Origin of the sequence: Chitinophaga sp. HK235, assembly GCF_018255755.1 — a bacterium.
Taxonomy (GTDB): Bacteria; Bacteroidota; Bacteroidia; order Chitinophagales; family Chitinophagaceae; genus Chitinophaga.
Map to the genome: position 1 here is coordinate 5,276,245 of NZ_CP073766.1, position 13,390 is coordinate 5,289,634.

Genomic DNA, 13,390 nt, shown 5'->3' on the forward strand with positions numbered 1-13,390 from the left:
ATGTCTGATTTTTCATTTGCCATGTTACCTGGTATCGAACAGGAAGAAATGCTGTGGTTACAGGAACTGACCAAAAGCTACAGCTCCGAAAACAAACAACGGTTCCTGGCCCTCTATTCAACCCGCCGTAAAGACCCGCAGATGATATTGATCTGCAGCCTCGTCGGACTGGTAGCCGTAGCAGGCGTTCAACGTTTCCTGCTCAACCAGATACTGATGGGTATCCTCTACTTCATAACCGTAGGCTTTTGTTTTGTAGGTACTATCCTGGATGCGATCAACTACCGCAAACTGGCCTGGGAATATAATAAAAAGGAAGCAGTAAGCAGCGCCGCCCTGCTGGGTCTGTAAGCAGGTAACGTTAAAGAAACCTTAAAATGAGGGCCTTGTCCGGCTGTCGAAATAGTTATTCTGCTACCTTTGTCGGACTATGTTGAGATTTTTGCTATATATGTTTTTTGCGTGGCTGCTGTATAAGCTGGTATTTGACTTTATCATACCGGTTTACAGATCCACCAAAGCTGTGCGTAAGCAGATGAGCGATATACAACAGCATATGCGCCAGCAATATGAGGAACAACAATCCGCCCAGGGTCAGGCGACCCAACAGGCCCCTCCTGTTTCCCGTCCGGCATCCAAACCGGGCAAAGACGATTATATCGATTTCGAAGAGATAAAATAGTAATAAGTAATGTTTTTTTTGAAGGCCGGTTGTATCAACCGGCCTTTTTATTATCCGGCATTTTGCGGCCTGAAAATATCCAGTATCGTTTTAGGAGTCTGCAAATGGATAGTTTGCAGTCCCACAGCCTTCGCCCCTTCTATATTGGGTAACGTGTCGTCAATAAATAAGGTTTCTTCAGCCTTTAGCCCGTTTTCTTCCAGCACCATCAGATAAGATTCCCTGTCCGGCTTGCGGTAGCCCATCAGGTGAGAATAATAAGCCTTGTCGAAAAATACCGCCAGAGAAGGAATACCCCTGCTCTCCTGCAGTATCCTGTTGAAGGTTTCCAGGTGGATGGCATTGGTATTACTCAACAGATACAGTCCATAATACTGGCGCAGCTGTTGAAGTAACTGAAGCCGTTGTAAAGGAAAGTCGAGCAGCATGGCATTCCAGGCATCCGTAATCTGTTCCGGAGTCACCTGTTCCGGCACATGTTTTTTCATTTCCGACAGGAAGGCTTCGGGGGTAATATGCCCGGTTTCCAGGTCGTTGAACAGGCTGGAGCCCTTAAACTGGTTGTATAACTCGTTGAAGTTCTGTACCCCCAGTGCAGTAAAAGCTTCGTAAGTCCGCTGATAGTTGATATTGAGGATTACTCCTCCAAGATCAAAGATGATGTTTTTAATGCCTTGCATACGCGTCTTGAATAGACTACAAAGAAAGCAGTTTTTGTTAAGTGTAGGCGTTGACGTGGCAGGGGGATAAAAAAAATTTAGGATAATTCGGGAAAATAATTAATTTTGCCGTCCCTTCAAAAGAGGGAATTTTAGTTCTTCGGAACGGCTCCTATAGCTCAGTTGGTTAGAGCACCTGACTCATAATCAGGGGGTCCCAGGATCATGCCCTGGTGGGAGCACACTACACTAAAGGCTTTCAGCGTATTGACGTTGGGAGCCTTTTTTCATTTGATACATGTTTTGATACATGTTTTCGCTTGTTAAAGATATCTTTGTTTGACACAAAAATGACATCCCCGAATATGAATTCAGTACCTACGTTAAATCGTCAATTTTTTTGTATAGTTAATCGAAAAGAAACTGTGCTCGCCGCAGTTGTAGCCTCCTATATATACTCTAAGACTAGTTATACCCCTATTTTCGAAATGGCAGGTTGCACAGTCGCAAAGAATGAAAAAATTGATACAAGTAATCAAAATAGTGCAGATTCTATTAACGAGCATGGAATGTCACGAGCACGAGCCGACGAAACGAGTGTGTATATAAATAATGCCTTGGTTGCCTTAGGTAGTGATGCCATTGAAAATGTAATTTTTGTAGGGTTGACACCTGAGCAAAAAAGTTATCTAGAGTTCCCTTCCTCCACCAATATCATAGAAATCAATGATCTTGATGAAGTATACTTTATGCTATCAAGTTTTGAAAGCGAGGAAAAGCAAATATTACCTTGTCGAGAAGAGCAGATATTAGAAGGTTTAGCAGTGGCGCAAAGAAATGGATGGTGGTTGAGAGTTGATGTAAGTGCAGATATAATAGACTTACCAAGTAGACTAGATGGCAATAGAGGCATTATTGTGATAGAAGACGATTTTTCTACTAGTCCAGTCATAGCAGTTCATTATGCATCCTGTGTAGATGCAGATGTCCAACTGGTAAAAAAAATAGACAGAAATGGGAAAAAAGACATTGAGCAACTCCTTTTACAATGGGGCCAGAAAGAAGAAATTGATGAAGATAAAGCAGATGCGGTCCTAAATGAAATCTCGGAAATTGTAAATAATAGAATTGGATTATTCGATTTTAGCCATTACTTGTATGTTACATATTTTACAGTTGGTATTCCTTATACTTTGGTTACCAAAAATTCTATCCCTAGCTCATACGTCCACCTACAAGCAAGGCCAGATTTTTTTATTTATAGGAGTATTCTCGCAGAGAATGCTCAAATCGTAGGGTCGGCGGTTATTTTTAATCCTAATTTCCTTATTAAAAACGAAATCAATTTTGTAGAGAAAACACTTAGTGATAAAAATTATGATATAAAGAAAATATTTGGAAAAAATGCGACCGAAAGGAACCTTAGTATGGCTATTGAATACTATCCATATGATCTTTTTCATATTTGCACACATGGAGGCAGAGCAAAGGGAAATATTGTTGAGCTTGCTTTTAATGACTCTCTCGGCAATTCACACATCTGCGAATATGCAGAGGTTGTAGGAATAAGCCTAGTACCAGGTGATAAACTTTTTAGAGTCAATGCAAAAGTATTTCCACTTAAGTTAAATGGCAATCCATATTCGCAAGAAGTCTATGCTGCGAGTTATCCAAGAACAATCGGAGCAGATTTGTATAATGCTGCATTTAGAGCATCTGTAAGACAGAAAAAATATCTTCACAAAAATGTAGAGATCAATGGTTCATGCTATATTTTATGTAAGGATACAATTCATCAGGGAATGATTAACAATCTAGCGAATGGAGAGCATCCGGTCATATTTAACAATAGTTGCTTTTCGTGGGGTGAAATTGCACTAGGGTTTCTAAATTCTGGATGCCGTGGATATATCGGCTCCCTATGGAACGTAGGGAACAGCGTCGCCGCTGCGTTTGCTAACAAATTTTATGAAAATTGTTTTAGTATGCCAGTTATGAATGCAATACATTTGGCCAATCCTGAATGTGATGGAACGAATTCTGAAAATACATATATTTATTGGGGACTTCATTTTACAAGTCTGAAGACTGCTGTAAGTAAGATTGAAAGTAAGCGGAATGTATGTAAAAGCCTATTTTTTAATTATAGATTATGGCAAAGTAAGTCATTGTCACTTCAGGATAGAAAAATAAAAGAGTCGATTAAGGATATACTTAGCTGGCTGTTGACGGAATTGCGGAACTACAAACCTAGAAAGTGAATATAAAGGAATATGGAAAAACGATATGTAAGTTTCCCCATAAAGTTATTATCGAACCATCATTACCTTAACGAAGTTCCTGTGGAAGGAAAGGTTACAAATCGATTCAATTTTTTGATTGGTTGGTATGATCTTTATGCGGCCCAAATTATAAGATCTGGTAATTGTATTACTTTATTGAGTAATACTCAAATTATAACATTGGATACATTCTGGAATACTAATCACTTTGAGGATATCAGTAAGTATGTATTCTGGACTTTCAATGACAGCTTCCAGCAGAACTTAATTCAACAGTTAGTATTAATCCCAGATTCAGTAATAACCAGGTGTAATGACCTGTTAACTCAGTTCGCCGTCCCATACAACGAGGCAGACCATACAAACCCGGATGAGGAATTACAATGGTGCTTTGTGAAAAATGCTTCTTTAAAAAAGTCGGGAAAGTATGAACTAATGTATTGCCGGGACCAAGAGAATAGAATGGCCATAAAATCGGCTTTGAAAGCTTTTATTGATCGTTCGCCCGCTGAACAGGTTACCGTAACTATAGCCAATGAAAATGCCCCTTCTTTTTTGAGTATGTTAGTTCCCAACAATGGTAGTCAGCTGGTAACACTCAATTATATCAATGAAAAAGTAAAAGCGTCCGGGTGTAAATTTGACATCTTCCGGTCAGTTAAGAAGTCTAAAGGTAACCGTAATCCTTATGGTTTTAATGGCTGTGTTGCCGCCGTCATTGATTATTTCTATCAACTCAATTACTTCGTTTCCTCGTACTCGTTAGAAGATATCTTCCTGGCTTACTTTGAATATACGGGTAACACCATCGCAAAATTCAGCACTTTTATGTCCGAATTCAGGCAGGATAACAGTTACTTAAAACATATGGAAATGCTTAAGCAATTGAATATTAATAAATTAAGATGAATTCTTTAATCATTCCCCAATTGCCTAAATCCCTTCCCTAATCTCCCTGATTTCCCGTCCTTCCCTGTGGATATTGCAAACAGTTGATAACAATTAAATCAAACTGTTATGGCAATTATTAATCCATTCGATTTAATCATTTCTAAAATTGACGTTTTACAGGCATCTTGTAAGTACCCCATCTAGGTAACAGTGATTAATTGGAGTTTCTGGATTTTTGCAACTCCGCTTTCCATTCGCAAGGCGTCATGTTCTTCAAAGATTCGTGAGGTCTTCTTTGGTTATATTCTTCCATCCAGGTATAGGTTAATTCCCTTACCTGGTGCAAGTCCTCAAAGATATAGGCATCGAGGACAGCTTCTCTGTAAAGACGATTAAATCGTTCGACATAACCATTCTGCATTGGTCGGCCTGGTTGAATGTATTGTAGCCGGATACCGTGCTGGTGGCACCACTGTTCAAAATAACCTGAAGTAAATTCCGGACCATTATCAGTTCTTATCGCGGCTGGTTTGCCTCTGGATTCAATAATTCTTTCCAATACCCGTACAATTCGGTATGACGATAGTGAAGTATCGACTTCTATACCCAAGACCTCCCGGGAGCCATCATCTATCACGTTAAATGTTCTGAAGCGTTTGTTTCCAATCAGGCTATCACTCATGAAATCCATGCTCCAGATGATATTAACATTGGTTTGCTGTTGTAATGGTTGTTTAATGCGTGCTGGCACTCTGCGTTTCAGCTTCCTCCTCTTATTCAGCTTAAGCAGCCTGTATACCCGGTATACTCTTTTATGATTCCAGTGATGACCTGCACGCCTCAAATAGGCGAAAAGCTTGCGAAAACCGTAGGAAGTATGCTTAAAAGCAAGGTCCTGAAGGGCATCAATCAGTACCTGGTCATTTCTACGACTACGATAATAAAACTTTGAACGGGGAAAGGAAACTATTCGACAGGCCCTGCTCACAGAAATACCCTGATCTGCGACCAATTCTTCTGCTACTTGTCTTTTTGTGGAAGGGCCCAGCCTTTTTTTGTGAATAGATCCTTCAGTATCTGATTGTCAAGGGATAGGTCAGCATACATTCTTTTGAGCCTGGAATTTTCTTCCTCCAGGTCTTTGAGGCGCTTCACATCTGAAGCCTCCATGCCTCCATACTTGCTTTTCCAGTTATAGAAAGTAGCTTCAGAAATGCCATGTTCGCGGCAAATGTCCTTTGTGGCAAGCCCATTTTCCTGCTGCTTCAAAATAGACACAATCTGAGTTTCTGTGAATCTGGTCTTTTTCATGATAGTAGTTCAGTTTAAATTTAGCCTTTTTTATCTAAGTTTAAACTGTCACCAGAAAAGGGATACTTACAATCTGTAAACGGCTTGCGCGAAAACAACAAGAAACCCATTGTTGTTCAGCCGGAAGATCCTGACAGATTGTTGAATCTGGTGGAAGCCGCAAATGTTCTGCGTAAGCCAGTGGGGACTGTTCGTTATTACATTCACCACAAATCACTACCAGCCATTAAGGTAGGTAAAGGATATGTAGTGAAACATTCTGCATTGATGGCATGGGTTAATGAATTCCAGGTGAGGCCCAATGAGAATACGGCTGGCAAAATGAGATACCGATTTGCAAAACGCTAAAATACTACTAAATGCAACGTGTGAAAGACCTGAAGAAATGGGATTTAGTAGACCTGTTATCTAAACTCGGCTACGAGCCTAGTAAGGTAATAAGGGACGATTACTGGTACTTATCCCCGCTTAGAGTAGAGAAAACACCATCATTTAAAGTAAATCGGCGGCTGAACGTCTGGTATGACCACGGTACGGGTCAGGGTGGTGACCTAATCGATTTTGGGTGTTTGTATAACAACTGTTCTGTCAGCGACCTTCTGAAAAAATGGGACCGCCTCCCCTCCCCTGCTTTTTCTTTTCACCCGCTAGTTGCTGGTGAAAAGAAAAATATTGCCGGAGATGGCATTGCTGTTCTGGGAACAAGACCAATTGCTGATCACCATTTATTGAGGTATTTAGACAGCAGAGCGATACCGCACTCTCTGGCTGCCTCTTACTGCAAGGAGGTAGACTTTTCCCTGCATAACCGCCAATATAGGGCCCTGGGATTCCAGAACAACGCCGGAGGCCACGAGCTGAGAAATGCTGACTTTAAGGGCTGTTGTGCGCCGAAGGACATCACCCTGATCACCAACAAAGGGCGACAGCTGAACATATTTGAAGGATTTTTTAGTTTTCTTTCATACCTGGCCTGTCAGAAAGAAGCGGGAACAACCGGCGATGATTTTCTGATATTAAACTCTCTTGCACTATCGGGAAAAGCCACGGACCTAACGGAGAAATACCCTAAAATCTCCCTGTATTTGGATAATGACGAAGCCGGGAGGCGAGCAGCGCAATCCCTTAAAACGAGTGACCGATTCTCAGATGGTTCCTCGCTTTACCGCGGATTTAAGGACATAAATGACTGGTGGGTAAATCAGAATAAGCCCATGCAAAAGGTTATGAATAGTGTCTGGCGTGGGCTTCGTCGTTAGGAGCAAGCCATGTTTCCGCTACGCTTCAACGGCTTGAAAAATTGGTAGTCACTTCGTTCTAATGCTTGAAATTATGGCGAGACCCAGGAAAAATGAAAGTGAAAAACGTACCGTTCAGGTGAATATCCGATTGACATTATGTGAGAATCAGAGAGTGACTGAACTGGCAAAATCGGCAGGTATCACCCCTGCCAACCTCATTCGACAAAAATTCTTTTCAGGCAGGTTTCCGGTAGTAAAACACTCTCCCATTGAAATTGATCTTTATCGGGAACTTCATAAGATTGGCGTAAATCTCAATCAGGCCACGCATAGAATTAATAGAAACGAGTTTCCCGGTGAGTATTTATCTATTCTGATACAGCTTTCGAGAAATGTTAACCATGCAATTAAACTGTTAGTGGATGACGGCCGATCAGGTTAAGGGAAAGGGGTTTAGGGGCGCATTGCGCTATAACCTGGCTAAGGTGGAAAAAGGTGTTGCAGAGATATTGGACACTAATTTTTCCGGTATCGGAGAAAATATTATAATGAAAGAAGTCGCTATGATAAAGGCTTTGCGTCCTAATCTTCAGAAGTATTTTTATCATACCTCATTGAACTTTCCGCCTAAAGAAAATTTATCAAATGAACGGATGAAATCTATTGCCAAAGACTATTTATCGGAGTTGGGCTTTAATCAACATCAGTTTATTGTCTTCCGGCATCGGGATGCAGATCACCCTCATATTCACATTCTGGTAAATAGAATTGGTTTTGACGGTAAAGTTGTTTCAGACAGCCAGGATTATGCCCGCAGTGAAAAGGTAATTAGGGACCTCGAGAAGAAATATAATCTCACTCCCGTAGCATCCAGTAAGCAAGCCGTGGAACGGGCAATGACAAAGAACGAAATGGAAATGATGAAGCGTACCGATGCGCTATCTGTAAAGCTTAAACTTCAGACGATCATTGGTAATGCCCAAAAACAAAGTCATTCCGTTCCCGATTTTATACAGGCACTAGAAGCCCGGGGGATAAATATACTCTTTAATCAGGCCCAGACTGGTTTTGTGAGCGGTATTAGCTACGGTTTTGAAGGTTTGATTTTTAAAGGTTCAGCCTTGGGCAACGGTTTTAAATGGACACAGTTAAAAGGAGGGTTAAACTATGAACAAGAAAGAGATCATGCAACAATATGCGAAACAAACACTAGGACAAGATCCATCCTATCAGATAATGGATTACGGCAAAGTGTTGGAGATGGTGCAATCCATCAAACAGTGGCATCAAACATGCCTAAACGAACAACAGCGTCTGCACAGAGAACACCTGGAGAGGATGACACAAGCATATCGAATTTTGCGAGCGGACAGCGCCAATCTTCACAGAAATTTGGACGAACTGAATCAGCTAGTGAGGAACCTTCACAGCGGCACTTTGAATTATCTGAAGTTGCAAAGGAGGCGGGAATTCTGGTTGGCGGTATTATCCGGGGTTTGCTCAGCCCTGTTGATACTGATAATTATGAAGATATGGCTACTATAAATGAGTTCAAAAAGAAGAAGAAAAGGAAGATCCGGCGCTGATAAGTAAAAACGGCAATTGCTCTATGCAATTGCCGTTTTTACTTATCAGCGTAAGGCAGAAATTATTGTGTATGTTTTGTCCATTGCCTCTTTTGTGACTCGTAATATACAGTCTTTTTCTGCGTTGCTGAGAACTACGGGCCGTCTTGCGTCAGATTGATCAACGGCCTGACACCGCAATTTCCTATAAAATGTGGGGGTACTCCAGTTACATTCTTTGCATACCGTCTCTCTAATCGCATGCGGCATTTTCGTAAAGTGATCGTGTAAGATTGATAATACGTTCTCTAATTTTTCCATGGTAAAACAGTTTATTGGTTAATAGAATTTGAGGGTTGTACCCCTTGAAGAAAGTCAAAGCGTGGGCAATACGGTCTTTAAAGCCGTTCAATTTCTGTATTAAATAATCCGGAGAAGTGTTGGGAGAGAGCAATAAAAAAGACGCAGAGCCCAACAGAGTGTCCTGGAGGTACTGGTATACCTGGCGACGACTAAGTGAGCCCATGCGCCATAGCATGGGCTACTCACCTTGTATCCCTCGTCGCCTTTCAAATTACCAGTTTTCCAGGACGAGATCTAAAGCAAGAAGCTTGAATATCTTTAGATCACTAAAATAAAGAATTTGCGTTTTCCTAACCCGATAGCAGTTTCATAATAACAATATTTGTTAGCAAATTAAGTAAAAAAACAATAAAAACCACTTATAAGTAGTAAAATATAAGTAGTTTCTTATCAGTAGTAACATATAAATGGTTACTTATTTGTAAACTATTCATTTATTTTACTATATGGATAGCAAAAAAGAAAACTCCAAAAAAGTACCCCTTGATCCGGATGATCAGCTAGCAAAGTTGGGCGCACGAATCAAGGCGCTCCGTATTAAAGCCGGATACAAAAACTATGAGGTTTTCGCGTATGAAAATAATATCCCCAGAGCCCAGTATGGGCGCTATGAGCAAGGAAAAGACCTGCGGTTTAGTAGCCTGGTGAAGGTTGTGAGTGCGTTGGGAATGACAATGGAGGAATTTTTTAAGGAAGGATTTTGATTAAACACAACTGATATTGTATTGTTTTTTTGTTGTATTAATCGTAAATTAACGTGTGCATTAACCCCGATCTTTTCTAACTTTTACTGCTCTATGTCAGTAACTTTCTTAGTTGCTGCAGGCTATTTAAATTCGAAAACTCTAATTTTGTTCCTTGTTTAGAAAAGAAAAATCTCATGAGTCAACTTAATTACATAAAAGATATTGCAAAATTCGGGTTAGAAAATGACCAGGAAAGGCTATTGTCGGTACTTAATGAACTCATTGAGCATTCAAAAAAAACGAAGAAGATTAATTTCGCAATACAGCTCCAGTCGATTTTGAAAGATGCGATCCGTGTTCAGAAAACTAGTTCACTTACGAAGGCTGGTTCTGATGCATATTTTAATCGTCTTGATGATAAAGAAACAGGAGAGTTAATTTTAGAAAAACTTACATCTGACTATACCTTTGAGAATTTGGTTGCTGATTTAGAAGTTAAGGAACAGCTATCGTTTTTTATTAAGGAACATCAAGCAGCAGATGTGTTACGCGAATATGGACTACCAATAGCAAATAAAATTCTGTTTCATGGCCCTTCGGGTTGTGGTAAGACATTAGCATCTTATGTTATTGCAGGAGAGCTGAATAAAATGATGGTAGTGGTAAATTTAGGCGCTATTGTATCTTCTAAATTAGGAGAGACAAGCAAGAACCTTGCGAAAATTTTTCGAAAAGCAGCATCTGAGGACTGTATAATTTTTATTGATGAGTTTGATACGCTTGGTAAAATACGAGATTATGATCAAGATCATGGAGAAATGAAGCGTGTCGTAAATACTATCTTGCAGTTGTTCGATTATTTGCCACAAACAAGTATTGTTATTGCTGCGACTAATCAAAAGGAAATGTTAGATGATGCACTCTTAAGGAGATTTGATGTCAACATCAGGTTAGATTTACCTAATGAAAGTCAGATTATTGATTTGGTAAATTTAACTCTCAGAAATGGACAGTTTAAGTTTGCTACAAAGGCTTCAATAAAGTCAATTATAAAAGATGCAATAGGATTAAGCTATTATAGTATTCAAAAAACACTCATAACTGCAATTAAGAGGAGCATTTTTTCCAATATGGCCGCTAAAGTAGCCTCCCCCCCTACTATTGATTTAAAAGTATGGAGGGAGTTAATTGCTGCTGAAAAAAAGGCACTGCATAATTGACTAAACATCTAGGTCAATATCATTTTCATTGATCACTTCTGCTATATTTCTGATATCATTGCAACTAATCATCTCTTGATAAAGCCTGCCATCAACCTGATTAATTGGAATTTCTGTAATCCTAATTACAATTGAGAATCTATGTTGATTGTTACTTGCATGTCTTCTATAGCTGTCGGGGATCTCATCTTTACATAAGCATCTTACAGCTATAGCGATAGCATTTTCAACACTCAATAGGTCAGCGGGCTGCAATGTATATGAAGTTGATTGAGCATTCGAAAAAAGCCTATTTTCAATACCAAAGTGATCCTCACTCCAACTGAATCCTTTTTTAATTCCATATTGCCCTTGTTCTGCCTGTGCAATCGTTCGAATATCAAGGTTACGAACAATATTGAAAGCCATATAAATTGGAAGGTAATTTAAATGGTTGTCTCTCAATGGCAGAAAACTATAGCATAATGTTATGTCAAATTTTAATTTATTACCAGACTTTTTAATATATTCTGGAAGATAAATTGGCATGGTAATAATCTGTCCGACAGAAATCTCATCTTCAATGACAAATAAAATGGAATTGTCGTCCGTAGATAGCAAGGTACTTTTTTGTGGTCTGCCGAATCCTACCATACTTTTTAATAAACTATCAGTGCTGGTACTAAAATGTGGTAAATCTTTTCTCTTATGAAAAGTTGCAGTATTGATGAGTAGAGCTTTTACTGTCTGTGTCCTAAGGGAAGGATAATTATTGAGTATTTCAGCAGCATAGGACGCACCAAGCGGAGTCGCTATACTAGTACCGCAACTCCTACCGAAGTATTTTTCCGTTTCGGCCATTGGTGATCGAAGAATTTCAATACCTGCCTCGTAGCGGAACAAATCCCCACCTTCGAACACGAGGTCTGGTTTATTGAGATATTTGTTCCGTTGGTTCCTCTTTAAAGGGGCTGCGTTAACAGCCTGATTATAATCAAAATGAAATTTGCGGCTATAATATGCTGGATATAAACTATTGGGTGTTATGTCCGAATTGTCATCTTTCTCTAAGTTCCCTGCTAAAGCACCAACTGAAATATTATTTAACGATTCGGAGGGCTCAGAAATATTAGTATTCCGGCAACTGTGAAATTCACTTGTGCTGTCTATTTTATAAAAGAAAGCCGGATATTCATGATCTGGATGGGTATCTTCAATCAATAGCCCTTCAATATAATCACTATTTATATTGCCTACTGAAATAAAAATCAGTAAATCTTCCTCATATGCTAGCTTATCTAACTCGTAAGCGAATTGACTGTATCCATCATTATATTTTTTTGCAAAAGGAATATTTAATGACATATTGAATAAACGAATGCCGTGAGTTCTCTTAGCATCTCGAATATCCTGGATTAATCTGGGGATATTTATTTCGTCATCCTGATTATGAATTGCCTTTATAACTGAAATTTTGGCTTTGGCAGTATAACTTTCCTTTATTTCGGCTGGGAATTCATCGCCTAATGTTACTAAGCCAGCAACTAATGTTCCATGTCCTACTTCGTCCCAATAAGCACCCATATTGGTGTGGTCATAGGCTGTATCTGAAATTAACCTTTGGAAAGGCTCGATTCTGTTAACACCAGTATCAATAATTCCAACTGTAGTAAGACCATCGGGTACATTCACTGTAAAGCCAAATTCCCTTCTGACAGTACCATAAACACCTGGTCTCACCTTTAATGCCCTAGTACTGGTAACTGTTTTGACTATATCGAAATTTGCTGCTACTGTATGTGTTTCTTCTCTGGTTAAGTTTTTAACTTCTATAATATCAGGGCTGGTCTCTGTATAAGTTACATTTGCCTGCCGACCATATAGATACTCTAAAAGCATGTTTTTTTGATCTAGATATGCAGTATTGGCAGAGGAAATAAGAGTAAATAAGATGCCGGTTTCATTACTTGTGAATAGGCGTCTGCGTGTGCCAATAAATTCAAATTTCAGTACTAAGGCCAATAGATTATATGGCTGATTCTCATAACTTGTTCCCTCGGGACTTTCGACAATTAGTTTGATATGTTCAGAAAAAGATTTAAATAGTTGATTGTCAATTATTTCTAACATTACGGTTTTGTTGAAATGTGTATATTCAACAGGACTTAAACCATAACGTTCAAAAAACTTTTTTTTGAGGTCATCATCAAAGACACAGAAAAAATAGATACGTACTAAATCAATAATGGGCCCAGGAATGGTTCGATTTTCATTTCTCGCTTTTCGTTGGATATAAAATGCCGCATAATCATTACGCAATTCTTCTTTTTTGAATTCATGAATGAATTTTGGCTCATTAGTTTCTTCATCCTGTGGGTCAGGGGTCGAATCAAACCCACGCTGACGTTTGAATGATGAATTATCAGCTTTGGGATTGATAATAAATACGTGTCTATTATCTGCCATTGTATCAGTTTTATGTATAGGGTTAATACTAAAAAAGATTTAGAA

13 protein-coding genes and 1 tRNA gene are annotated in these 13,390 nt (G+C 39.3%); 11 read left to right on the forward strand and 3 right to left on the reverse strand.

Annotated features, from left to right (window positions below; translation table 11 throughout):
* Both KD145_RS19770 and KD145_RS19775 read left to right on the forward strand, forming a co-directional pair.
* Complete coding sequence (locus KD145_RS19770) at positions 1-351, forward strand: TM2 domain-containing protein (RefSeq protein WP_212001048.1); 351 nt, start codon at positions 1-3, stop codon at positions 349-351.
* Positions 352-451: 100 nt separating this feature from the next.
* Entirely contained in the window at positions 452-682 is a 231-nt protein-coding gene (locus KD145_RS19775; protein WP_212001050.1) for a hypothetical protein, read from the forward strand.
* Positions 683-732: 50 nt separating this feature from the next.
* On the opposite strand, the gene KD145_RS19780 is transcribed toward KD145_RS19775, so the two are convergent.
* The gene (locus KD145_RS19780; RefSeq protein ID WP_212001051.1) at positions 733-1,362 is read right to left on the reverse strand and encodes an HAD family phosphatase; all 630 of its coding nucleotides are present in this window, start codon (positions 1,360-1,362) and stop codon (positions 733-735) included.
* A 147-nt stretch (positions 1,363-1,509) separates the two neighbouring features.
* On the opposite strand from KD145_RS19780, the gene KD145_RS19785 reads away from it, so the two are divergent.
* From KD145_RS19785 to KD145_RS19795, 3 genes are all read left to right on the forward strand, one after another.
* Positions 1,510-1,583, forward strand: a tRNA-Ile gene (locus tag KD145_RS19785).
* A gap of 123 nt (positions 1,584-1,706) precedes the next feature.
* Entirely contained in the window at positions 1,707-3,602 is a 1,896-nt protein-coding gene (locus tag KD145_RS19790; RefSeq protein WP_212001052.1) for a hypothetical protein, read from the forward strand.
* Positions 3,603-3,683: 81 nt separating this feature from the next.
* Positions 3,684-4,532: a hypothetical protein gene (locus KD145_RS19795; protein WP_212001053.1), complete on the forward strand. Its 849-nt coding sequence runs from the start codon at positions 3,684-3,686 to the stop codon at positions 4,530-4,532.
* 196 nt (positions 4,533-4,728) lie between these two features.
* Here the strand turns inward: KD145_RS19795 and KD145_RS19800 are convergent.
* A protein-coding gene (locus KD145_RS19800; RefSeq protein ID WP_374223485.1) for an IS3 family transposase occupies positions 4,729-5,825 on the reverse strand; the annotation gives its coding sequence in 2 pieces (ribosomal slippage) (positions 4,729-5,579 and positions 5,579-5,825; 1,098 coding nt in all).
* Between the two features lie 84 nt (positions 5,826-5,909).
* On the opposite strand from KD145_RS19800, the gene KD145_RS19805 reads away from it, so the two are divergent.
* From KD145_RS19805 to KD145_RS19830, 6 genes are all read left to right on the forward strand, one after another.
* On the forward strand, positions 5,910-6,173 hold the full coding sequence (locus KD145_RS19805; RefSeq protein ID WP_212001054.1) for a helix-turn-helix domain-containing protein: 264 nt from the start codon (positions 5,910-5,912) through the stop codon (positions 6,171-6,173).
* Positions 6,174-6,184: 11 nt separating this feature from the next.
* Complete coding sequence (locus tag KD145_RS19810) at positions 6,185-7,084, forward strand: toprim domain-containing protein (protein ID WP_212001055.1); 900 nt, start codon at positions 6,185-6,187, stop codon at positions 7,082-7,084.
* A 73-nt stretch (positions 7,085-7,157) separates the two neighbouring features.
* Positions 7,158-7,508 (forward strand): hypothetical protein, encoded by a 351-nt coding sequence (locus tag KD145_RS32605; protein ID WP_374223538.1) that lies wholly within the window; start codon positions 7,158-7,160, stop codon positions 7,506-7,508.
* The gene (locus KD145_RS19820) at positions 7,489-8,652 is read left to right on the forward strand and encodes a relaxase/mobilization nuclease domain-containing protein (protein ID WP_212001061.1); all 1,164 of its coding nucleotides are present in this window, start codon (positions 7,489-7,491) and stop codon (positions 8,650-8,652) included. Before KD145_RS32605 ends, KD145_RS19820 begins: the two co-directional genes overlap by 20 nt.
* 788 nt (positions 8,653-9,440) lie before the next feature.
* Positions 9,441-9,698, forward strand: a complete 258-nt coding sequence (locus KD145_RS19825; RefSeq protein ID WP_212001062.1) for a helix-turn-helix domain-containing protein — start codon at positions 9,441-9,443, stop codon at positions 9,696-9,698.
* Positions 9,699-9,874: 176 nt separating this feature from the next.
* Positions 9,875-10,900: an AAA family ATPase gene (locus tag KD145_RS19830; protein ID WP_212001063.1), complete on the forward strand. Its 1,026-nt coding sequence runs from the start codon at positions 9,875-9,877 to the stop codon at positions 10,898-10,900.
* Here KD145_RS19830 and KD145_RS19835 read toward each other — a convergent pair whose 3' ends face one another.
* Positions 10,901-13,345 carry a S8 family peptidase gene (locus KD145_RS19835; protein WP_212001064.1) on the reverse strand — a complete coding sequence of 815 codons (2,445 nt, stop codon included), beginning with the start codon at positions 13,343-13,345 and terminating at the stop codon, positions 10,901-10,903.
* Between the last annotated feature and the right edge of the window lie 45 nt (positions 13,346-13,390).